This window comes from Pseudoalteromonas sp. S558, assembly GCF_005886635.1.
In the GTDB taxonomy this organism is placed as follows: domain Bacteria; phylum Pseudomonadota; class Gammaproteobacteria; order Enterobacterales; family Alteromonadaceae; genus Pseudoalteromonas; species Pseudoalteromonas aliena.
Map to the genome: position 1 here is coordinate 1 of NZ_PNDU01000020.1, position 21,660 is coordinate 21,660.

20 protein-coding genes and 1 pseudogene are annotated in these 21,660 nt (G+C 39.8%); 9 read left to right on the forward strand and 12 right to left on the reverse strand.

Annotation, left to right across the window (positions count from 1 at the left end):
• The first annotated feature begins 294 nt into the window (after positions 1-294).
• The gene (locus tag CWB66_RS01895; protein ID WP_138584128.1) at positions 295-1,530 is read left to right on the forward strand and encodes a TMEM143 family protein; all 1,236 of its coding nucleotides are present in this window, start codon (positions 295-297) and stop codon (positions 1,528-1,530) included.
• An 86-nt stretch (positions 1,531-1,616) separates the two neighbouring features.
• Here the strand turns inward: CWB66_RS01895 and CWB66_RS01900 are convergent, their stop codons facing one another.
• The 5 genes from CWB66_RS01900 to CWB66_RS01920 all read right to left on the reverse strand — a co-directional run bounded on the left by CWB66_RS01900 (position 1,617) and on the right by CWB66_RS01920 (position 9,361).
• Positions 1,617-4,763 carry an efflux RND transporter permease subunit gene (locus CWB66_RS01900; RefSeq protein WP_138584129.1) on the reverse strand — a complete coding sequence of 1,049 codons (3,147 nt, stop codon included), beginning with the start codon at positions 4,761-4,763 and terminating at the stop codon, positions 1,617-1,619.
• An 8-nt stretch (positions 4,764-4,771) separates the two neighbouring features.
• Positions 4,772-6,019 carry an efflux RND transporter periplasmic adaptor subunit gene (locus tag CWB66_RS01905; RefSeq protein WP_138584130.1) on the reverse strand — a complete coding sequence of 416 codons (1,248 nt, stop codon included), beginning with the start codon at positions 6,017-6,019 and terminating at the stop codon, positions 4,772-4,774.
• Entirely contained in the window at positions 6,016-7,269 is a 1,254-nt protein-coding gene (locus CWB66_RS01910; RefSeq protein WP_138584131.1) for a TolC family protein, read from the reverse strand. The genes CWB66_RS01905 and CWB66_RS01910 overlap by 4 nt, the downstream gene beginning before the upstream one ends.
• Positions 7,270-7,429: 160 nt before the next feature.
• Positions 7,430-7,750, reverse strand: a complete 321-nt coding sequence (locus CWB66_RS01915) for a hypothetical protein (protein WP_138584132.1) — start codon at positions 7,748-7,750, stop codon at positions 7,430-7,432.
• 465 nt (positions 7,751-8,215) lie between these two features.
• The gene (locus CWB66_RS01920; RefSeq protein ID WP_138584133.1) at positions 8,216-9,361 is read right to left on the reverse strand and encodes an iron-containing alcohol dehydrogenase; all 1,146 of its coding nucleotides are present in this window, start codon (positions 9,359-9,361) and stop codon (positions 8,216-8,218) included.
• Between the two features lie 179 nt (positions 9,362-9,540).
• Between CWB66_RS01920 and CWB66_RS01925 the strand changes: the two genes are divergently transcribed.
• On the forward strand, positions 9,541-10,437 hold the full coding sequence (locus CWB66_RS01925) for an AraC family transcriptional regulator (protein ID WP_138584134.1): 897 nt from the start codon (positions 9,541-9,543) through the stop codon (positions 10,435-10,437).
• A 49-nt stretch (positions 10,438-10,486) separates the two neighbouring features.
• Here the strand turns inward: CWB66_RS01925 and CWB66_RS01930 are convergent, their stop codons facing one another.
• On the reverse strand, positions 10,487-10,906 hold the full coding sequence (locus CWB66_RS01930) for a VOC family protein (protein ID WP_138584135.1): 420 nt from the start codon (positions 10,904-10,906) through the stop codon (positions 10,487-10,489).
• A gap of 195 nt (positions 10,907-11,101) precedes the next feature.
• Here CWB66_RS01930 and CWB66_RS01935 point away from each other — a divergent pair, with 195 nt between their 5' ends.
• Together CWB66_RS01935 and CWB66_RS01940 are read left to right on the forward strand one after the other, a co-directional pair.
• Entirely contained in the window at positions 11,102-11,470 is a 369-nt protein-coding gene (locus tag CWB66_RS01935) for a hypothetical protein (RefSeq protein ID WP_237070494.1), read from the forward strand.
• Positions 11,467-11,847 carry a hypothetical protein gene (locus tag CWB66_RS01940; RefSeq protein ID WP_077535854.1) on the forward strand — a complete coding sequence of 127 codons (381 nt, stop codon included), beginning with the start codon at positions 11,467-11,469 and terminating at the stop codon, positions 11,845-11,847. The genes CWB66_RS01935 and CWB66_RS01940 overlap by 4 nt, the downstream gene beginning before the upstream one ends.
• A 1-nt stretch (position 11,848) precedes the next feature.
• Here CWB66_RS01940 and CWB66_RS01945 read toward each other — a convergent pair whose 3' ends face one another.
• Both CWB66_RS01945 and CWB66_RS01950 read right to left on the reverse strand, forming a co-directional pair.
• Complete coding sequence (locus tag CWB66_RS01945) at positions 11,849-12,670, reverse strand: sterol desaturase family protein (RefSeq protein ID WP_138584136.1); 822 nt, start codon at positions 12,668-12,670, stop codon at positions 11,849-11,851.
• On the reverse strand, positions 12,667-13,113 hold the full coding sequence (locus tag CWB66_RS01950) for an SRPBCC family protein (RefSeq protein WP_138584137.1): 447 nt from the start codon (positions 13,111-13,113) through the stop codon (positions 12,667-12,669). Before CWB66_RS01950 ends, CWB66_RS01945 begins: the two co-directional genes overlap by 4 nt.
• 96 nt (positions 13,114-13,209) lie before the next feature.
• Between CWB66_RS01950 and CWB66_RS01955 the strand changes: the two genes are divergently transcribed.
• Positions 13,210-14,220 (forward strand): AraC family transcriptional regulator, encoded by a 1,011-nt coding sequence (locus CWB66_RS01955; RefSeq protein WP_077535857.1) that lies wholly within the window; start codon positions 13,210-13,212, stop codon positions 14,218-14,220.
• Positions 14,221-14,234: 14 nt separating this feature from the next.
• On the opposite strand, the gene CWB66_RS01960 is transcribed toward CWB66_RS01955, so the two are convergent.
• Positions 14,235-15,422, reverse strand: a complete 1,188-nt coding sequence (locus CWB66_RS01960; RefSeq protein WP_252371702.1) for a GGDEF domain-containing protein — start codon at positions 15,420-15,422, stop codon at positions 14,235-14,237.
• Positions 15,423-15,645: 223 nt separating this feature from the next.
• Here CWB66_RS01960 and CWB66_RS01965 point away from each other — a divergent pair, with 223 nt between their 5' ends.
• Positions 15,646-16,593 carry an alpha/beta fold hydrolase gene (locus CWB66_RS01965; RefSeq protein WP_138584139.1) on the forward strand — a complete coding sequence of 316 codons (948 nt, stop codon included), beginning with the start codon at positions 15,646-15,648 and terminating at the stop codon, positions 16,591-16,593.
• A 153-nt stretch (positions 16,594-16,746) separates the two neighbouring features.
• Here CWB66_RS01965 and CWB66_RS01970 read toward each other — a convergent pair whose 3' ends face one another.
• The gene (locus CWB66_RS01970) at positions 16,747-17,133 is read right to left on the reverse strand and encodes a nucleotide triphosphate diphosphatase NUDT15 (RefSeq protein ID WP_138584143.1); all 387 of its coding nucleotides are present in this window, start codon (positions 17,131-17,133) and stop codon (positions 16,747-16,749) included.
• Between the two features lie 181 nt (positions 17,134-17,314).
• Here CWB66_RS01970 and CWB66_RS01975 point away from each other — a divergent pair, with 181 nt between their 5' ends.
• Entirely contained in the window at positions 17,315-19,198 is a 1,884-nt protein-coding gene (locus CWB66_RS01975; protein ID WP_138584140.1) for a propionyl-CoA synthetase, read from the forward strand.
• A gap of 292 nt (positions 19,199-19,490) precedes the next feature.
• Positions 19,491-19,625, forward strand: a pseudogene (locus CWB66_RS23165) (IS110 family transposase); the annotation flags it as partial.
• Between the two features lie 45 nt (positions 19,626-19,670).
• Here the strand turns inward: CWB66_RS23165 and CWB66_RS01980 are convergent.
• Positions 19,671-19,979 (reverse strand): hypothetical protein, encoded by a 309-nt coding sequence (locus CWB66_RS01980; protein ID WP_138584141.1) that lies wholly within the window; start codon positions 19,977-19,979, stop codon positions 19,671-19,673.
• A gap of 148 nt (positions 19,980-20,127) precedes the next feature.
• Between CWB66_RS01980 and CWB66_RS22160 the strand changes: the two genes are divergently transcribed.
• Positions 20,128-20,304 (forward strand): hypothetical protein, encoded by a 177-nt coding sequence (locus tag CWB66_RS22160; protein WP_171037449.1) that lies wholly within the window; start codon positions 20,128-20,130, stop codon positions 20,302-20,304.
• Positions 20,305-20,505: 201 nt separating this feature from the next.
• On the opposite strand, the gene CWB66_RS01985 is transcribed toward CWB66_RS22160, so the two are convergent.
• On the reverse strand, positions 20,506-20,970 hold the full coding sequence (locus CWB66_RS01985) for a hypothetical protein (protein WP_138584142.1): 465 nt from the start codon (positions 20,968-20,970) through the stop codon (positions 20,506-20,508).
• Positions 20,971-21,660 lie beyond the last annotated feature (690 nt).

Consider the following 21,660-nt stretch of genomic DNA (forward strand, 5'->3'; position numbering starts at 1 on the left):
CGCGAGGTTTGTAACCTAGTGGGCTAAGTAAAAACCGAGCAACAAAGAGTAAATCGTCCCTAGAAAGAACCCAAAGGGCAGCGCATGTTTGGCATTTATGCTGCGTTATCGCCTATTTATGGGGAATAACCACACTACATAGGCTCTGCCTTACCTAAAAACCAAACACACAGCTGCAAATTCAACCACCAATGATCAATACGCCCTACTGCATTAACAAATTAGTAATATCCATAAGAATATTTTATTATGTGCTCATGCAGTTAGATTCCCTATCACAGTAGTTATTAATTTATGCAAAGTGCGCGTTTTATTCCCTTTAGAAAGCAAGATATTATTGATATGTGTAGCGACGAGCTTAAAAGCAGCGCACAACAGACATCGTTTAAACAGTTTTGTGATTTACTAGCGAGCCTTATTCATTACGATTATCACGCAACACTTGAGTCACTTAAAAACAACTACGCCCCGTTTGATCCCAATAGTGACACGCGATCGTTAGCGCCAGTATCGGCGGATCAAAAAGCGCAGTGCCAACGTGATTTTGCTAAAGATTTTGCCAAAGTACTCAATGCTGCTAATTTTGAAGTGATCACTAATGAAGACTTACAAGATGCATTAAATGAAGAGTCACTATTTAAGGTGCGCCTTGAAGTTGAGTTTGACGACTTTGAAGAAGTGGTATTTTATCGCCGAGGCGAGTCGCAACTCACTGAAACTATTGCCAGTTTTTGGGGCTTGCGTAAAATGCCGCTGCACTTTACTAATTACGACCGAGTAGCGGTGTTTATTCGTTTTAAAGACAGCGCGTATTTTGCAGCTAAAAATAAAATGCCAATGGGGTTTGAGCCCAGTTCAACCATAGTAAAGCTATTTCAAAATGTGCCAAAAGCTGATCTCGAAATGCTATTTCCTAATAGCGAAGTACGCATGCGCCCTATCGATAAAATCATTATTGGCTCATCAGCTTTAGTTGGCGGCGCAGTGGTACTTATAACTAAACTTGGCGCATCAATCGTATTATTGCTTGCTTTGTTTGCTTTTTGGGGTGGTTTTAGAAGTGAAGCTGTAGCAATGACCCAACAACATTTTATTACTTTTGCTATTGGTATGGGGGTTTTTGGCAGCTTTATTTTTAAAGAATGGAGTAAGTTTAAAAACCGTAAAATAAAGTTTATGAAAGCCCTAAGCGATAACCTCTACTTTAAAAACCTCGATAATAACGCGGGTGTTTTTCACACGCTTATTGACGCCGCCGAAGAAGAAGACATAAAAGAAGCCCTGCTGGCGTATACCTTTTTACTAAAATCAGAAAGTGGCTTAACCGCCCAAACGCTTGATGAAAAAATAGAGCATTGGTTTAAAAGCAAATACCAGTGCGATCTTGATTTTGAAATTAGCGACGCACTTGAAAAGCTGGTACGCATGCGTTTGGTAACGTGCACTAGTGATGTGTATAGCGCAATCAATTTAGAACACGCAAAAGCGATATTAGATGAGCGTTGGGATAATCTGTTTCAATATAATTAATGTAGTATTTTTGCTAAATAATACCCAAATAAAAAAGCAGCTGTAAGTACAGCTGCTTTTTTTATTACATTATCAATAGCTAGTCTTTAAGCTAATTCAGCTTCTGCTTTTTTAGTAAATTTAGAATGTACTAACTTATAAAGCGCGGGCAAAATTAACAGTGTTAGTAACGTTGATGAAATAATCCCGCCAACCACTACCGTTGCAAGTGGCCTTTGCACCTCAGAACCCGTTCCTGTATTAAGCGCCATAGGTATAAAGCCTAAACTTGCCACCAGCGCTGTCATCAGTACTGGGCGCAGGCGTTGTAATGCGCCGCTGTGAATTGCTTCAAACAAACTTAAGCCGTCGCTTCGTAACTGCTTAATAAACGACAGCATAACCACACCGTTTAATACCGCTACACCACTTAGGGCAATAAAGCCGACACCTGCTGATATTGAAAGCGGCATATCGCGCAGCAATAACGCAAGCACACCCCCCGTTAATGCCAGTGGCACACCACTAAATATAATCAATGAATCACGAAGCGATCCAAAGGCGCTATACAGTAAGCCAAATATAAGCAGTAAAGTGACCGGCACAACCAACGACAATCGCTTACTTGCCGATTGTAGCTGCTCAAACGTGCCGCCGTATTCAAGCCAATAGCCACTTGGTAAGTTAAGTGATTCATTCATGCTTGCTTGCGCATCACTTACAAAGCTTGCTAAATCGCGCCCCTCTACATTGGCAGTTACCACGACGTTGCGCTTACCACTTTCGCGGTTTATTTGATTAGGCCCTTTTTCAATGCTGATTGTCGCTACTTCGCCAAGCGGTACAAATGCAAGTTCTGGGTTACTATCTTTAGGTAAAGCAACTGGCAAACGAGCAAGAGCAGATACATCACTAGACCAACGTTTATCAAGGCGCACTAATAACGAAAAACGTTTATCGCCCTCAAAAATTAGCCCGGTTTGCACACCACCAACAGCGGCGGCAAGTGTTTGTTGAATATCGTTTACGCTTAAACCCAATAACGCCATATGGTCGCGCATTGGTGTTACCGAAAGTGTTGGCAATCCTTCCATTTGCTCCAAACGTACATCGGTAGCGCCTGCAATATTACGCATTAGCCCTGTGGCTTTTTCGCCAAACTCTTTAAGTACGCTTAAGTCGTCACCATAAATACGCAGTGCCACATCGGCGCGCACGCCAGCAATTAACTCATTAAAGCGCATTTCTATTGGTTGTGTAAATTCGTAATTATTACCTGGTACATCGTTAACACGGGTACGAATTTGCTGAACCAATTCTGCTTTAGTAAGTGCTGGATTAGGCCACTCATCTTGCGGTTTGAGTATTAAAAAAGTATCGGCAACATTGGGCGGCATAGGATCGCTTGCTACATCGGCAGTACCAATTTTTGAAAATACGTTAGCAACCTCAGGCTGATCTAATATGGCTTGTTCAAGTTCTTTTTGCATTTGCACAGATTGCTCAATACCAGTGCCAGTAATGCGCAGCGCGTGCATGGCAATATCGCCCTCATCAAGTTTCGGTAAAAATTCTGCGCCCATGTTTTTAACTTTAAAACCAAGCACCAATACTAATACAGTGGCTATACCCACCATCAACCACGGTAATTTAAGCGATATATCAAGTAATGGCTTATACACTTTTTTAACGCCGCGCATGACTGCGTTTTCGGTTTCATCAACCTTACCGCGAACAAACACTGCAATAGCAGCGGGCACAAAGGTAACGCCAAATATAAGCGCGCCAATTAACGCCGCAACTACAGTAAACGCCATTGGTTGAAACATTTTGCCTTCAACGCCGCTCAGTGCAAATAAAGGTAAGTAAACCAGCATAATAATAACAATACCAAATACAGCCGGTGTAAATACTTCTTTGGTGGCCGCGGTAACTACATTTAAACGCTCATTTAAGGTAAGTAGCCTGCCATGTTTATGCTGAGCTACACCTAATTGGCGCAGGCAATTTTCAACTACAATTACAGCGCCATCAACAATTAAACCAAAATCGATTGCACCTAGGCTCATTAGGTTACCCGATACGCGATTGCCCACCATACCTGTAATGGCAAACAACATACTCAACGGAATAACCATTGCTGTAATAAGCGCGCCCGTTACATTACCCAGCAGTAATAGCAAAATCACTATCACTAAAACGGCACCTTCAAATAAGTTGGTTTGCACGGTTGCTATGGTTTTATCAACAAGAGTTGTACGGTCGTAAACCGCTTCAACAATAACGCCAGCGGGTAAGCTTTTTTGCACATCAACTAACTTATCAGCCATAGCTTTTGCCACTACGCGGCTGTTTTCGCCAATTAGCATCATAGCGGTGCCGAGCACGGTTTCCTCGCCGTTATAAGTGGCCGCGCCGGTTCTAAGCTCTTTGCCTAAAAGCACGTTAGCCACATCTTTAATGCGTACAGGTGCATCGTCGCGCTTAGCTATAACGGTATTGGCTATGTCTTCTAACATTTTAAGCTGCCCAGGCGAGCGTACTAAATATTGCCCGTCAAAGCGCTCAATATAGCCTGCGCCTCGGTTACTGTTATTAACCTCAAGTGCATTAACTACATCACTAATAGTAAGCTTATAGGCAATGAGTTTTTCGGGCACTGGCGCTACTTGGTATTGGCGCTCAAAACCACCTTGGCTGTTTATTTCGGTTACGCCTTTTACTTTTAAAAGCTGCGGGCGAATAACCCAATCTTGCAAAGTACGTAAGTCTTCGGCGTTGTAGGCAGTTCCATCTTCTTTTAACGCATTAGGCGCGGTATGCACACTATAAGTAAATATTTCGCCTAAACCACTGGCAATAGGACCCAAGTTTGGCTCTACGTTATTAGGTAAGTCGGAGCGAATACTTTGAATACGCTCACCAATTTGCTGACGCGCCCAATAAATATCGGTGCCTTCATTAAAAATAACCGTTACTTGCGAAAGCCCATAACGCGAAAGCGAACGGGTGTAATCAAGCTTAGGTATGCCCGCCATGGCGGTTTCTACCAAATAGGTAATGCGTTGCTCTACCTCTAATGGCGTAAAACCCTGCGCTTTGGTATTAATTTGCACTTGTACGTTAGTTATATCGGGTACTGCGTCTACCGCTAAATTTTGAATGTTGTATACACCAAATCCAGCAAATAAAAATGTAAGCGCAAGCACCAGCATGCGGCGTTTAACCGCAAAAGAAACTATCCTATTAATCATGGTGCCTCCTAGTGAGCGTGGCTTGCGCCGCTTTTTAAAATATCCGCTTTAATGACATAACTATTGTCTGTTACGTATTCGCTACCCACGTTTAAGCCTGTAAGCACTTCTACCCACTCACTATTTTTTGCACCTAAGGTAACGGGGCGCACTTCAAATACATTGTTTTTACGAACAAACACACTGGATTGACCGTTAAATTCTTGAATTGCTTGTGGCTTTACACGCACGCTGGCATTTATTTTAGCCACACTTACATCGCTATTTATATGCATGCCTGGGCGCCAATGCCCGTCTGGGTTATTAAGCTCTATACGGGCGCGCGCTATGTGCCCACCAGTCATCATTGGGGCTATAAAAAACACTTCCCCTTGAGTATTTAGATGATGATGTAGGTCGTACACCTTAGCGCTTTGCCCAATGGCTAGTTTTTCAATATTTTCAGGAAAAGCAGATAACTCAACCCATACTTTATCAAGGTTAACTACCTGCATCAGTGCGCTGGTGCTTGCAAGCTCACCACGCTTTAAATATTGCTCGGTTACAACGCCGCTAATTGGGCTTTTAATGGCGTAATTTTGCAGTGTTTCGCGGTTAGTTACGCTGGCAAGTACGTCGCCTTTTTTAACGTTTTGACCAATGCTTACAAAAATATCACTGATCAATCCTGTATACGGCGCCATCACTTCTACCGTACCGTGCTGCGTTGGTGCAATAACGCCAAAAAGCGTATCGGTAATAGCCACTTCACCACTTTGCGCTATCTCGGTTTTAATTCCTGCGCGCTCAATAGCTCGCTCTGTTAGTGTGGTACGGCCTTCGTGTTGGTCGTATTCATAGCTAATGCTCTCACCTTTATAATTAGCAGTAACGGTAAGTGCAAACGAATGTGGTTCGTTAATTGATTGCGTACTAACAAGATAGTCGCCTTCAGCTGTAAACTGTATGTTTTGCGGCGCTTCAACTAAGCGTTTTAAACTCATTGTTATGTTTAAGTCGTTTATATTAATTGGTTTATTTTGCTTATAGCCGTATATGCGCAGCTCAACATTACCTGCAAATTCTTGCAGTTTAAGTTCAAGAGTTAACTTAGGATCAGTTAATAAAAAACCGCCGTGCGGGCCTTGCTTTTGCTCGTGTTGATCAGCTTCTTTATGACCTGACTCGCCATGCTCGGCAGAGGCAAATACATCTGTACTTACAAAGCTGCTGGCAAACGAAAGTGATACTAGTAATGCGATTATATTTTTATTCATGATTGATGAGTCTCAATTAAAGATTGGCCAGTTAAACGCTCAAGAGTAAGTAGCACTTGGTACAGCTCTGCGTGAGTGGTAATAAGTGTGCGTTTAGAATCAAAAAGTGCTTGTTGAGCATCAAGTAGTTGCAACACCGAGATTTGTCCGCGTTGATAACTTTTTAGGCTTTGCTCAATCAATGTTTGTGCCTGAGGAATAATTTGATCAGATAATAGCTTTGCCTGATTAGCTCGACCTTGATAATAAGCGTACAAGGTACGCACTTGCTGGCGTAACTGAATACGCAATTGCCCTTGCTGCTCACTCAAAAGTGTAAGCTGGTTATTAGCAGCTATAATATTGCCGCTATTTGAATTGCTTAATTGCAGTGGCATAGAAAACGAAAACACTAATGAGCTGGAGTCGCTTTGCTGGTTATAGCGCACGCCTCCCCCTATATTAATATCGGTTTGTCCGTTTGCTTTTTGCAGTGTTAAGTTAGCTGTTTGCTGTAAATATTGCTGCTGTAATAATGCAAATTCAGGAGCTTGGTTAACAGCATCTAAAAGTGCTTGTGCTGATTTAAGCGCAGTAATGACATTAATATTGCCAGTAAAAGTATCGTAGGATTGCTCCTCACTCCATAGCTCGTTAAGCGATAAACTTGCTCGCTCAAACTCACTGTTAAGCATAGCTTTATCAAGCTCTACTTGGCTAAGTGCATAGCGCATACGCGTTACATCAGCTTGCGACGCTGCCCCCGCATTAGCTCTTTGCTCAATCGCTTTAAGTGCTTGGGTTACGACCTGTTTACGCTCGTTATTTAAACTTAATAAGGTTTGAAATTTAAGCCCTTGGTAGTATCGCTCAGCAGTGGTTGCTAATAGGGCTAAACGGGTATTTTGATATTGTATTGCTTGGGCTTTAATATTGGCGGTTGCGTAATTAATACGGCTTTGGCGTTTATCGCCTAGCTCTATTAGTTGGCTAAGCCCGAGCGTTATTTCAGCGCCTTGAATACCACGCGCATCGTTAGTGCCCAGTAAATTTTCGGCTTCAACATTTAATACAGGATTAGGCGAAAGTGCAGCTTGAGATTTAAGCGCACTCAATATTTTTTGATGATAAGGGTAGCGTTTTAATACCGGATTTTGTTGTTCGGTATTACTCAGCGCCTGCTTAAGGGTTAATGTTTTAACATTCGCCAAAGTACTAAAAGCAGGTAGCGCGCACATTAGCGCCACCAGCATAATTGGTTTTTTATTCATATAGCGTGTCCGTTTTTTAACAAACAGAGTTAACTTGAGCACGGTATTGGTATTAAAAAATAAAAACCAAACGTGTATCAAGTAACCTAAATATGCATATAACAGAACCTAAATAACGCATAAGCGCAGGCCGTATATACAAAGTATTTAAAATTAAAAACTAGCTATAAAAATTAGGTGGCGGTACGTCTGGCGGGTAATTTAACCCGTTATAGCACGCAGGCGAAGTTGCTTTACTTTGCTCTGGGCTTATTGAATGGCTAGAGGTGCTGTTGTAGCCACAATGGCAATGTTGGTGGGCATGAATTTCGGTAGTTGATGTTTTATCGCTTTGGTTGCCATCAGCTGAAGAGCCGTCTTGCGATAATGAACTGGTTACATGATCAACGTCTTCTTGCAAATGATACGCAGCGCCATCACAGCTAATAAAGCTGTGTACAAGCACTAATAATATCACTGTTAAAAAACGGTTTGAGCGCATGCTTTATGCTGTTCCTGCCACTAAGGGTTACTGTAAAATATCTAACCAATTGAAGCCACATAGTATATTACTCACAAACTACAATAAAGCGCTTTTAACAAATTAAAATGATCTCTTATATTATCTATACCCAAACCACCTCAAGATGCAAAATTCAGCGTTTCACAGGCGCTTAATATCAAGGCGATACTTTGTAACAAGGGCAACTTCTTTTAAGCAGTCGCAACGCAGAGAGTGAATGCCTGTGGAGCGCCAAAATGGTTGGCTTAAAGCGATATATACTGCGTTATTGATTTTAAAAATAGAACAGCTATTATTTGCAATCAATGCCTTGCCTACATCGCTTTTACACCAACTGAAACTTACACCTTGAGGTGTTTAGGTATATACAATAGATAAATAACATTTTGTGAACTACAAAAACCACCGACAATAAAACGTCGGTGGTTTTTAATAATTTAAATGTTAAACAACTGCTTGCTCTAAAATTTCACGGCTTTCTTTTAGCGTAATAGCTTGGTTTTCACCAAGGGCAATCATGCCGTGGGCTTCAAGTTTGCCAATAATATTGTCAATAGCAGCGGCTTTATCATCGCCATGTTCAGTAAGCACAGTAGCTACATCAAGGCTGTGGTAAAACGCTTCAATTGCTGCAATTGTTTTCTCTGCTAAGTCGTCAGATTGCTCAAGACAAAATACGTTTTTACCCATTTGCTCAAGCTTTGCTTTTTTAACTACAAATTGGTTGCGTAGCAAAGAAGGTTGAACAATAGCAAGAGAACGCGCATGGTCAACGCCATATGCTGCGGTAAGCTCGTGGCCAATCATGTGCGTTGCCCAATCTTGCGATACGCCAGAACCAATTAAGCCATTAAGTGCTTGATTTGCTGCCCACATAAGGTTGGCGCGCCATGCATCGTCTTGGTTTTCAAAGTTATCGCCCAGTGTTTTAAGCGTTCTTAAAAGTGCTTCGGCGTAACCTTCCTGAACTAATGCATTTTGTGGGAACGTTAAGTATTGCTCACAGGTATGAACCCACGCATCAACCAAACCATTAACCAATTGACGCTGTGGTAATGTTTTCATTACATCAGGGTCCATAATAGCAAATTTAGGAAGCACCTCTGGTGAAGCAAACGGTAGTTTTTGCTTCGTTGCTTCTTTGCTCACAACTGAGTTTTGGTTAGATTCTGAACCTGTTGCAGGCAATGTTAATACTGCGCCAATTGGTAATGCGCTGGTAATAGTGTGTTTACCTGTCGGAATATCCCAACCTTCGCCATCGTAAACTGCAGAGGCTGCAATGTATTTAACGCCGTCAATTACTGAACCGCCGCCGACACCAAGTACAAAATCGATGTCTTGCTCTTTACAGATTTTAACCGCTTGGTCTAGTACTTCAATTGTTGGGTTAGCACCAACGCCCGAAAACTCTACCCAATCAAAATCTTTGAGTGCTGCAGCAACTTGGTCGTACACGCCGTTCTTTTTAATCGAACCGCCTCCGTATACTACAAGTACTTTTTGATCTTTTGCGATCAAGTCTGTTAATGCGGCAATTTGTTGTTGGCCAAACTGGATTAGTGTTGGGTTTACGTAGCTAAATTTCATTATTTGCTCCTGGTGACGGTTTATTACTGAGTACTTTACTTAGTTACCTAATAAAGTATCGATGACTGCATATTAATGGCATAACACACATAAAAAAAGCCCAATAACTCGCTAAAGCTTGCCTAAAACTATCAACATTGTTATTTTACGCAAAATACACACAAATAAAGATGCTTTAAATGCCCACGATAGCCAACATGTTGCAGCAATACGCCGAGCATAACCTTTTACTCGGCTTTGAAGGCACTATGGAAACTATTATTCCTGGGGTATATTTTCATCGAGCAACTAAAAGTTCACCGCGTCAGCCGCTTATATATAACTCAGGCATCATTATTGTTGGGCAAGGTCATAAAGTGATTCACTTTCCTGATCATCAAATACGATACGGAGAAGGCGATTATTTAGTGCTTGGTGTACCGGTGCCATTAGAGTGTGAAGCATTTACCGATAACGACCTGCCCGTTATGGGCATTGCTATAGATATAAACCCAGCAATGCTGCACAAACTCGTCAATCAAATGATGCAACATAAACCGCTTGCTACATCTTCACCATCGATACAAATTGGAGCCGTGCAGTCAGCCACCTTAGATACCACAATGGAACTCGTAACTCATAGGCTATTAACGGTTTTAAATAATCCGCTTGAGGCCGAAGTTTTTGGCGAAGATATCGTAAAAGAATTGGTATATCGGGTACTTTGCGGCCCGCAAGGGCATACTTTAATAGGCCTTGCGATGCATGATGGGCATTATGCTCGTATCGCTCGAACACTTTCGACCATGCACAGCAGTTATGCCAACCAGATAACTGTTGAGGGTTTAGCAGAAGATGTAAACATGAGTGTGTCGTCGTTTCATCGCGCCTTTAAACAAGTCACTTTTGAGTCACCATTGCAGTATTTAAAAAAAGTACGTTTAGCTAAAGCAAAGGAACTCATTATAACCAGCGGCAGCAAAGCCAATGAAGCCGCGTTAAAAGTAGGCTACACCAGTGCATCGCAATTTAGCCGCGAATTTAAACGCCATTTTAATAAAACCCCTAGTGAGGTAGTCACTCAGCTACATAGCTAGCCCATAAAAAAGCCACTATAAAAATGGCTTTAAATAGCACAAGTGCAAACTACACTTTTTTAAATAAAACCTCTGGATTTACCATGGTTTTCATTTCAAGTACGTTACCATTTGGATCTTCGATAAAAAATGTTTCTTGCTCAAACTCATCACCAATAAAACGACGGTAAGGTTTATCTAAATATTCAACTCCAGCGTGTTCAATTCGTGCTTTTAAATCGTTAAAGTCGCTTTCAGATAAATGAATACCAAAATGAGGAACCGCTACGGCGCCCATATCTACGTCGTGACGAACCGTTGGTAGGCGTTCAGCACTTTGATGTAGTGTTAATTCATTACCCCAAAAGTCAATATCAACCCATCGACCCTCTTCACTATTACCGGTTTTACAACCAAGTACGTCACAATAAAACGCTGTAGTCACTTTTAAATCGCCAGCTGGGATAGCTAGATGTAAGCAGTTAGACATAAATTACCCTTGGTTAACTCTTTTAATATACTAAATTTCGCGCATTATACATAAATTGTAATTTATAGAACATTAACAGCGAAACAATTGAGCATATTTAATACTTTAATAAACCCCCTTATTACCTTGCTTATACTATGTTATTTGCAGGCAGTGCTGTAAAACCTAAAAGACTTACTTTAAAATACGCACACTATGATTAAATTTTTATCTTTAAAATTCATCACTTTTTTTATGGGCTTTGTATCTTGCTTTGTGATGCATACAACGTTTAATGTGCCATTAGTTATATCGGCGGCGTTAACTGGGCTTATTGGCTCGTTTATCCCTTTTCCTAAAAGCGTTAAAAATCATCCGTATGCCGCTATTTATGCGGGCAGCTTTGCAGGCATGTGCTCGACTAATTTAATTACCAGCTATTGGGAAATTACTATTATTTCGATTATAGGCGCGAGCTTGTACGTACTTACCATGAACCTATTTACTGGTTTTGGCGGTAAGCTCGGCAGTGTTGCTTTTGCAAGTGTTGCAATATTTGTGTTAGCTAAAGGAATTGCGTTATGAGCCTTGAATATCCATTAATAACATTACTAGGCGCATTTTTAACTTTTTTTTTAGCTAAACATAATCGCTTTGATGCAATAAGAGCTTCCGCTTCACTGTCTATTATTGCCTACCTAATTTTTAGCGCATTTAACTTCAATCCTGCACTTTATAGTATTATATTTTTTGGCGGGACGTTTATAGGTATGAGCGCCCCCCATCGCTTTGGAATATATACAATAACCAGCTCTGCCATTATTTTTTCAATATTGTTTGAATACCTAATTCCACGGCTAGATGGATACGGCGGTGCGCTAGGTATAAGTGCTTTTTTGTCGGTATGTATTTGCCATATTTGCATTACACTTGGCGCGCCCCGAAGCAAAAAAACACAATAACTCACTTATGCTTTATAGCGCTTGTTGGATAGCCAAACAATACATTTAACTTTGCTTTCACACCTTTTGCTCTGTAGGTACTTTTAATTAAATATGCCCATTGGTGAAACGTTATTTTAAATGGATTGTCGCTGTTTAGCTGCCCTACAATACCGTACTTACAAGGTTTACTTGGCTCTTCAACCGCATAAGTGCCAAACAACTTATCCCAGATGATTAGCACCCCTGCAAAGTTTTTATCTAAATAGCCTGCGTTAATAGAATGATGAACTCGATGATGTGAAGGCGTGTTAAATACTTTTTCAAACCAGCCAAGCTTACCTACAACTTGGGTGTGCACAAAAAACTGATATGCCAAATTAAGCGCTACCACGGTAAACACGGTAATGGGATCATAGCCAAGTAATATCATGGGTAACCAAAATACCCACATTCCTGCAATTGGGTACATTAAACTTTGCCTAAATGCGGTAGAAAAATTCATTTTAGTGGAGCTATGATGTACAACGTGCGCGGCCCAAAGCCAATGAATGTGATGAGATGCTTTGTGGAACCAGTAATACAAAAAATCTTGCAGTAAAAAAGCAAATAATACATTGACTACAAAAAGCTCTATATCAAATAAACGATACTCGTAAAGCCAGTAAAAAAAAGGCATTAGTATAAGTAGTGCAATAGCATCGGCGCCTTGATGCATCAATGCCAGTACCGCATTAGCTAAACTGTCTTTAATATTATAGTAGCGTCTAAATTTAATAAATTCATAACAAACAAACGCCAAAAAGATGGGGCTTAAAGCCAATAAAATGATTTCAATGCTCATATAGTTTGCTCCTTAAAGTGGCTATTTAACTTTTTAAGGGCACTGACTATGTCTTTTTCAATAAAAAACTTAAGTATAAAACTAGGTAGCCACCAAGGTGCAGCGCATTGTATGCAGTAAGTAATGGCTGTAACCGGGGTTACTTCATCCTCAGCTGCAGAAAAATAGATATCACCTTGATGCTTTGCCACTGGCTTATTACCTATTATTTGATAGCTTATGTGGTTATCATCGGCACTTATAATTTGCTCTTTAAACACAAGACCAGACATCTGTATTTGCCTTATAGCGCCCTTCCCCCCAGTCACTTCCCCACTATTTTGCGACTTAATAAGTAAAAATTTAGCATTAAAAAAACGATGTAACTGCGCGTGATCAAGTAAGGTACTTTTTACCATCTCTGGTGTGGCTGCAATTTTTTGTCTTATATTTATAAATATCATTTTTACACAGTGACTATTTAGGAATTGCTCTAGCATATAAAAATATTACATGGCAAACTTGCTAATACGCGACTATTTTTTAGCTTTAGGCGACAAATGAACACTCTTGCCGATCATTATTTTTCAAGTGTTCTTGATTATTTACAGAATCAAGGGCTGGATAGCCAGACCGTTTTAGATGCCATAAACTTTAACGAATACAGCAATAAAAATGCTCATCAACTCGCTTCACGCATAACTTTAGTCAGTTACAACACGCTACTTGATTACGCACAACAAACGCTTAATGAACCTTTATTTGGCTTTAAACTCGGACAGCATATTCGAACTGCTGATTTTGGTATTTTAGGCTATTTAATAGAATCGAGTGATAACTTAGCAAGCGCAATTCAAGCTCTTTTAAACTACGACAGTTTAGTGGCTGATATAGGCAAAGCACAATTTAAACAACAAGATGGTACGGCTGTGATCCGCTGGTTACCTCATTCTAACTGCAACACTCATGTCGTTTTACGAAATATGACAGCATGGGTAAGTGTTATACGTCAATTAATAAACTCAGGATTATCGCCAAGCTCCGTAAGCTTTACCTTCAACTGGCCGCAAGAACAAAAAGCAACATTAATAAAATGGTTTGGCTGTACAATACAAACAGGTACTAAATACAACCAGATCACCTTTCCGAGTAGTTATTTAGCACTGCCATTTAAAACCGATAACGCATCTATCAATTTTGCACTTAAACAGGTTTCAGAACAGCAACTTTCGAGCTTTAAAAGCCAGCAACATTTAAGCGAAAAAATTATCCATTTACTTATGGCCAAAATCGATTTACAAGAGTGCACATTAATACGTACTGCAAATGCACTTAATATTACGCCCAGAACATTGCAGCGAAAGTTAAAGCAAGAGCACACCTCGTTTTTAATCTTACTTGAGCAAGAACGAAAAAGACGTGTAACACTGTGGATAGGTAAATTATCGTTAACAGATCTAGCTCTCACATTAGGTTTTAAAGATCAGAGTTCGTTTAACCGCGCATTTAAACGCTGGTTTAATTGCAGCCCCAAAAGCTATTTTAAAAACAGTAGCGAAAGCCCTCAATAAACAAAAAATAAGGCTTATTTACTCACGTTATTACGCCCTTTTTTCTTGGCGCGGTATAAAGCTAAATCGGCATTTTTTAACGCTTGATCAAAACTTTGTTTTGGCTCTCTTTGCGCTACACCAATCGAAACCGTTACATGTACGGTTTTATAATCATTCGATTTTTTTGCTTTTCTAGAGTTTTTATCTGTTCTTTTTGGGTTTCGAATCACCATGCCATATGTTGCAATACTTTCGCGCAGTACCTCTAATTCAGGGATTGAGTGTTCGGCCGTTTTTCTTGGAAATACCACGGTAAACTCTTCGCCGCCATAACGATAAACTTTTCCGCCTCCCTTTACGCCCGTCATCTTAGCTGCAACAAGTTTCAACACTTGATCGCCAATGTCATGTCCATACGTGTCATTGAATTTTTTAAAGTGATCAATATCTAGCATTGCAACGGTGTAATTTCGACCTAACGATAAAGCAAGTTGATTTAAAGCACGACGTGTAGGCAAGCTGGTTAAATCATCTCTATACGCTAAGTAATAAGAATCAGTACTCACCGCAAGTAAATAAAGCGAAGACAGTGCCACAATGACTAGCGACCAAGGTAATGTTATTAAATCCAATTGATTTAAACACCAAATAGTAAATGTCACTAGTAACGCTGTTAACGTTAAATTATTTACACTTAGGCTTCGCCAAAACAGTAAAGCCCCGATTATGGTTAATGGGAATGCGACAGGAATATAGGGGATAATTTGATTCCATAGTGCTGTTTTAGGAAAAAAGCTTTCTACATTTTCACTAAGCTTTAACCATCCAAATGTTATAAGTGCGCATCCAATAACAAGTAGAATACGCGTTATGCTATGTACTGAAAAAATAGCTCTATCTTTCATTAGCGCCAATAATAGTAATAAACTAGTGCCGCATAAAAGCAGCCATTGGGGATTAGTTGATACCCACTTTGACCAAGCTAATGGATAATTTTCTGTTAGTAAAAATAACCCCCAGAACAAACATAATAATGCAACCCTGCTGCGGTTAAATTGAGTAGCAAAAATAGCCGTAATAATTAGTAGCGGGTACACAAGATAATTTACTATTGTTAGCTTATCTTGCCACTGAGCTTGAAAATAAATTAGTACAGAAAACAATCCCATCACGGCCATAGAACTAACAAAAGTAGATTTAATCCCTTTTAATTTCAACAACTGATACCCCAATAACATCTACTAAACATAAAAACATTATTGTATTGATATGAATATTTTTATCTACTTTTATATCAAACATACAACAAAATTAAATGCTTTAGGATTACTAAAAATATAGAAATGGTATGAATGATTAAATGAATAGTAATTATTTCTCTATATTTAACCGTAACAAACCTTACTTATACTAAAGTTAACATTTAACAATGCTCTTTTTACTATGCGCACGATTAAAGTTAAAACAGGGGTCGTACTAAACTACCAAGATGAAGGTGATAAATCGGCACCTTCAATTATTTTAATCATGGGGTTAGGGGCACAAATGATTACTTGGCCCGACGCTCTGTACTATGGTTTAGTCAACAATGGGTTTAGAGTTATTAGGTTTGATAATCGCGATACCGGTTTATCGACTCATTTAGATCAGCACCCAGCCCCTAGCCTGTTTAAAACATGGTTAAGCAAACATTTACCAATACGCTCAAACGTACCTTATTTACTTGATGATATGGCTGAAGATGTACTGGCATTAATGGCTGAACTAAAAATCAAAAAAGCACACTTAGTCGGGGCATCAATGGGCGGCATGATCGCTCAACTTATGGCGGTAAAAAATAAAAAAAGAGTACTTAGTTTAACCTTAATTATGTCGTGCAGCTCAAGTCCAAGACCTACAGCGAAAAATTTAAATGTATTTTTAAAGCTTTCTAAATTTAAAACCAAAGTCCCCTGTCGTGATGCTGCTATTAACTACAATATAAAACTGAATCAACTTATTGGTAGTCCAGCCTACCCTCAAAGTGAAAAACTACTACGAGAGCATGCAATTAAAACAGTTGATCGTTCTTATAATCAAAGTGGCTATAAACGCCAACTTATAGCTATCACTGCAAGTAAAAACCGAGATCATTTAATAAGAAAAGTAAAAGCGCCTACGCTAATTATTCACGGTAGCGCCGATATCGTTTTCCCCGCAGCAGAAGCAAGGAAAATGGCTAAGCTCATTAAAAAATCAAAACTAAAAATTGTCCGTGGTATGGGCCATAATTTTGTACCAGAACTCATGCCAAAAATGACAAAATGGATCACTAAGCATATAAAAAAATCTCAACGAAAGCGCTTAGAAAAAATACGTAATAAGAAAATCAAAATGGCGTTACAAGAGTGAAATTTAGCTAAGTAACTAAGCAGTAAGCGATGTGCCCTAAGTAACTTGAGCTTTGGATAATAAATCTATCTCGAAGCGCTATTTTCAACGCTAACTGCGTTAAATTTACTTGTAATAGGCACGCTATTGACGCGTAAATTTGTTGCTCAGAGTTCAGGTTAAGTAATTTTCGAGTGATGTAAACAGTGGCGTTGGTAAATTATTAATATCGCACCAACGCCATTGCAAACATTTACTAGGCTCTTTAAGCAAAGCCTCACCGCCTTCATAGTCAGCTTTTACATAGAGCGTAATATAATGTTTATTCTCAGTGCTAAAAATATCGTTAGTGAAATCAAGCTTGGTAATTTTACTTACATTCAAGCCTGTTTCTTCAAGCACTTCACGTATTGCGCATTGCTCAACGCTTTCGCCAAACTCTAAATGCCCGCCTGGGGTCGCCCATGTATTTGCACCATGCGCGCCAATACGCTCACCTAATAAAATTGTGTTTTGGCGCTTTATTATAACCGCCACACCTACTCTTACTACGTTACTCATATCGTGTTTTCTCTTATTTTTACTGCCCGCCATGCTGAACCACACGCTTTGTATTGTCAATTTGGTATTTTTAAAACCAGTGTATTGATTAACTTTTAGCCGACCAAGGTCGAATAGCTTGCTTGCTAAAAAAAGCCTACCTTTTATAAGGTCTCTCACACATTTAGTTTAGGAGCCTACTATGTCAGGCGAATATCAACAGCAATATAATGCATTTAAACAAAATCCGGCGCAATTTTGGCTTGAACAAAGTAAAAAAATACCTTGGTATAAAATACCAAAAAAAGCGTACACACAAGATGAAGATGGACTTTATCATTGGTTTAGTGACGGCCAACTAAATACCTGCTTTTTAGCTCTTGATCAACATGTTGTCGCAGGATTTGGCGATCAAACCGCACTGATTTACGACTCCCCTGTAACCCATACCAAGCAAACTTTTAGCTACTCACAATTACAACAAGAAGTGGCTAAATTTGCAGGCGTAATGCAATCACTAGGCGTTACAAAAGGCGATCGAGTCGTTATTTATATGCCTATGATCCCACAAGCCGTTATTGGCATGTTGGCGTGCGCGCGCTTAGGGGCCATCCACTCTGTCGTATTTGGCGGGTTTGCTGCGCACGAATTGGCTGTACGCATTGATGATGCAAAACCCAAGCTTATACTGAGCGCCTCTTGTGGTGTTGAAGTGTGCAGCATTATTGAATACAAGCCACTAATAGATAACGCAATAGAACTCGCCACACACAAAGTAGAACACTGCATTATTTATCAGCGTAAACAAGCAATAGCAACACTCATAAATGATCGCGATATTGATTGGAACACCGCAATGCAAACGGCTGTTGCCACCGATCCCGTACCGGTAAATGGCAATGATCCACTTTACATTTTATACACATCAGGTACGACGGGCACACCAAAAGGCGTTGTACGAGAAAATGGCGGCCATGCCGTTGCAATGAACTACAGTATGAAAACCGTATACGATATGGAGCCTGGCGACGTATTTTGGGCAGCATCTGATATTGGCTGGGTCGTTGGGCATTCTTATATTGTATACGCCCCATTAATGTACCGCTGCGCGACTGTATTGTATGAAGGAAAGCCTGTACGTACACCTGATGCCAGCGCTTTTTGGCGCGTGGTTGAAGAGTATAAAGTCAGTGCATTATTTAGCGCGCCCACCGCATTTAGAGCAATCAAAAAAGAAGATCCCAATGCTGATGGTTTTAAACAATATAATACTTCTAGCTTAAAGCGTTTGTTTTTAGCTGGCGAGCGACTCGATCCGCCTACCTACGAATGGCTTAAAGAAAAAACCAAACTGCCGGTGCTCGATCATTGGTGGCAAACAGAAACCGGTTGGGCTATAGCTTGTAACCCAGTTGGTATTGAATACCTAACAACTAAATCGGGCAGCTCAACCGTTCCTACGCCTGGATTTGATGTTCGTATATTAGATATGGATGGCAACGAATGTGCTGCCAACGAACAAGGCGCTGTAGTAATTAAACTACCGCTTCCACCTGGTTGCCTTCCAACAATTTGGCAAGATACACCCCGCTTTAAAGCAAGCTACCTAAGTGAATACGAGGGTTATTACTTATCTGGTGATGGCGGTTATATTGATGAAGACGACTACTTATTTATTATGGGCCGCACCGATGACGTCATAAATGTAGCAGGGCATAGACTCTCAACTGGCGAAATGGAAGAAATAGTCGCCGCACACCCCGCCGTTGCAGAATGTGCTGTTTTTGGTATAAACGATCCTCTAAAAGGCCAACTGCCTATGGGTATGATTGTACTTAAAAATGATTTTGTAGGTTCAACCAAAGAAGTAGAACAAGCGCTTGTGGCTGCCGTTCGCAATCAAATAGGCGCTATTGCATGCTTAAAAAATATCGTTAGTGTCGATAGGTTGCCAAAAACTCGTTCAGGTAAAATTTTACGTAAAAACCTACGTCAACTAGTCGATGGCGAAGAATTACAAATACCTTCAACCATAGACGATGCCAGTATATTTGAAGAAATAAACCAACAACTTACACAACGATAACCTCCAACCAATAAAAGCCATTTTTAAAAATGGCTTTTATTCTAAATTAATCAGTTTTCTGGTACACCCCCCTCTTGAACCATTATTGTTGTTTGAAGCATAACTTGGCAAAGCCACATTCGATTTCACTGAGCTACAACGACACAAGTCAAGTGTAACTTGGCATAATATTGAAGCTTATAATGGTATAAAATTATTAAATACAGACTTTAAAAAGCCAATTTCATGAAAATACAGCCATAAGCGAACATTCAAAAAGAAAGTGGCAAAAAGGCAAGACGCGACCCTATTTTTGTTGCACAAGTGGATACGAATCCTATTTAGGTGCTGGAAAACACATACGCCCTACGATGAATCAACTTACTTAACTGCATTGAAAAGTAAGGGTTCACCGCTGTTAAAATTTGCGGTGGAAAGTGAACTTTAGCGCTTGCTGTCCACCTCAGGGCGTGTTGTTATAAGCGAAACCACTTTATTCGCATATTTTTTCAACCGCTTCATATGCAACAACAAAGTCTGATGAAATGACTACCTTCTTAAGCAAATTTTCCTTGCTTATATAAGACCATAATATGTGATCACCATCTTCAAAATTTTGAGTAAGACTATCATTATTTCCTCTTAAATCCTCACAGGAAGGAATGTTAGAGTACTTATTGAGTAAGGTTATTTCCCTTTTGATTATATCTTCATTGCGATCGTTAGATATGCTAGTTGCATATAAATACCCAACAGTTCCGCCAAAGAGGGCTCCTAGAGTTAGATAAATTAGTACTTTCATAGGTTATAACTCCTAAGCCATATCAACAAATACCGGAGTATTCATAGGTGACCAACTAAATAATTTTTTGGCATCATCTTAAGCCCTAAACTTGACTAAGCCCAAAACTTGACAGCCACTCTAATTTAACAAATAAAACTGTGCCATAATGCAAAATTTAGATTGGGTGTCTTATTTATTTTTTGATGAATACAGGTCGGGTAAGTTTTTCACGCTTGCACCACCAGCATTTAAAGAACTGGTATTGCAAGCAAATGAAGAAGGCTTACCGCTTGATGAAAACAAAGGGATTGTTACTAAGTATGCTGAACAATACGGCATATAATAAAAGCCGCGATTACGCGGCTTTATCTATATCATTCACTTTTTATTAGAAAACTTTGGTTTCTTTATTTTTGATATGAGAAGCGCGACTATAATTACTAGCATAACCAAAAAGGTATATTTACCTAAGTTTTGAAATATCACTAATGACAATACAGCTATCGCTATGCACGCGATTAAAAACATAAGATTCTTAAGCATATTAAACATACCCAAAGTTTGAGGGTGAGATCTTTGCTCGCGCACCAAAGACTCCTCTTGAAAGATTTTTACTATCCAGTATTTGAGGGTTTTTAGCATAAAAAATAGGTGCGCCCTCAAAATCTAAATTATTTTGGCGCATAAAAACAAATAAGTCAGATATACGCGAACCACAGCCGAGCGAGCGCCCGCTGGCAACTGCTATGCTCCCTATGATTGCACCCGTATAAAATGAAGCGCTTAAAGTGGCGGCTACCGCTAGCTTTTCTAAAGCTACTGTCGCGCCAATCATTTCTGCAACTGTAGCACCGCTCCCTAAAGACGCTAGCGTTCCAGTCATTGTTGCAGCGGTAGCTACCGCTGTTTGATAAGTATCAAATAGAGTGGAGGGCACAGGGAGACCTAGTTGTTTCATATTTTCATTGAAGTATTTATTAAAATCACCGGAGCTATAACATTGATTCATAATTTTTCCTTATTGTTGTTAATCCATTGAGTAATAAAAATACGCCCGTTGTGCATTTAATGCAAATAAATAGATGATTATACCCTTGCACAATTCCAATATGACCCTAGCTCACTGCCTGAATTGCCTTATTATTGCGCGGTGATAGTGTAATCTATATTGCATTACCAGATACTCAGGTTATGCAATTACAAAAATGTTAAAGCGGATATTCACCGAAAACGACATTGATTCGCTCTTAAATAGAGCCTGCGTGGGCAAATATGAGCTTAAAGATAGATACCTAGTAAGTCAGCTCGCATACGTGCCCTTGTCACTCACTGAACACAATCTGCTGCGCTTACACCAGTTAATTAGTGATAAGGGCGAGGTCTACAGGAAGTGGGCGTCAAACCTAAACTTGACACCTACTATAATTTAACAAATAAAACTGTGCTATTAAATTTACTTTTTCAGCTAAAAATTTATCTTTTACTATTGGGTTACTTTTATTTCACCCATTAAATAAGCCATTATCACTCTTAAACCTAAATTACACGCATGAAAATGACTGCATGATGCAGTTTTAACTTTTTACTGAAGCGTTTAAACTTTATGCGAGTAGCTTTTCACAGTTACTAATATTCGATCGCCGTTTTCTGTTTAGATTTTCACAGTAACATGATTGTGAGATCGGCCTCACTACTGAAC

Coding starts and splice junctions, on each gene's coding strand:
- CWB66_RS22160 (WP_171037449.1), top strand. CDS start 20,128: ATGCAAAATTTAGATTGGGTGTCTTATTTATTTTTTGATGAATACAGG.
- CWB66_RS01915 (WP_138584132.1), bottom strand. CDS start 7,750: ATGCGCTCAAACCGTTTTTTAACAGTGATATTATTAGTGCTTGTACAC.
- CWB66_RS01905 (WP_138584130.1), bottom strand. CDS start 6,019: ATGAATAAAAATATAATCGCATTACTAGTATCACTTTCGTTTGCCAGC.
- CWB66_RS01945 (WP_138584136.1), bottom strand. CDS start 12,670: ATGAGCATTGAAATCATTTTATTGGCTTTAAGCCCCATCTTTTTGGCG.
- CWB66_RS01975 (WP_138584140.1), top strand. CDS start 17,315: ATGTCAGGCGAATATCAACAGCAATATAATGCATTTAAACAAAATCCG.
- CWB66_RS01955 (WP_077535857.1), top strand. CDS start 13,210: ATGAACACTCTTGCCGATCATTATTTTTCAAGTGTTCTTGATTATTTA.
- CWB66_RS01925 (WP_138584134.1), top strand. CDS start 9,541: ATGCCCACGATAGCCAACATGTTGCAGCAATACGCCGAGCATAACCTT.
- CWB66_RS01930 (WP_138584135.1), bottom strand. CDS start 10,906: ATGTCTAACTGCTTACATCTAGCTATCCCAGCTGGCGATTTAAAAGTG.
- CWB66_RS01950 (WP_138584137.1), bottom strand. CDS start 13,113: ATGATATTTATAAATATAAGACAAAAAATTGCAGCCACACCAGAGATG.
- CWB66_RS01980 (WP_138584141.1), bottom strand. CDS start 19,979: ATGAAAGTACTAATTTATCTAACTCTAGGAGCCCTCTTTGGCGGAACT.
- CWB66_RS01900 (WP_138584129.1), bottom strand. CDS start 4,763: ATGATTAATAGGATAGTTTCTTTTGCGGTTAAACGCCGCATGCTGGTG.
- CWB66_RS01920 (WP_138584133.1), bottom strand. CDS start 9,361: ATGAAATTTAGCTACGTAAACCCAACACTAATCCAGTTTGGCCAACAA.
- CWB66_RS01895 (WP_138584128.1), top strand. CDS start 295: ATGCAAAGTGCGCGTTTTATTCCCTTTAGAAAGCAAGATATTATTGAT.
- CWB66_RS01935 (WP_237070494.1), top strand. CDS start 11,102: ATGATTAAATTTTTATCTTTAAAATTCATCACTTTTTTTATGGGCTTT.
- CWB66_RS01985 (WP_138584142.1), bottom strand. CDS start 20,970: ATGAATCAATGTTATAGCTCCGGTGATTTTAATAAATACTTCAATGAA.
- CWB66_RS01970 (WP_138584143.1), bottom strand. CDS start 17,133: ATGAGTAACGTAGTAAGAGTAGGTGTGGCGGTTATAATAAAGCGCCAA.
- CWB66_RS01940 (WP_077535854.1), top strand. CDS start 11,467: ATGAGCCTTGAATATCCATTAATAACATTACTAGGCGCATTTTTAACT.
- CWB66_RS01965 (WP_138584139.1), top strand. CDS start 15,646: ATGCGCACGATTAAAGTTAAAACAGGGGTCGTACTAAACTACCAAGAT.
- CWB66_RS01910 (WP_138584131.1), bottom strand. CDS start 7,269: ATGAATAAAAAACCAATTATGCTGGTGGCGCTAATGTGCGCGCTACCT.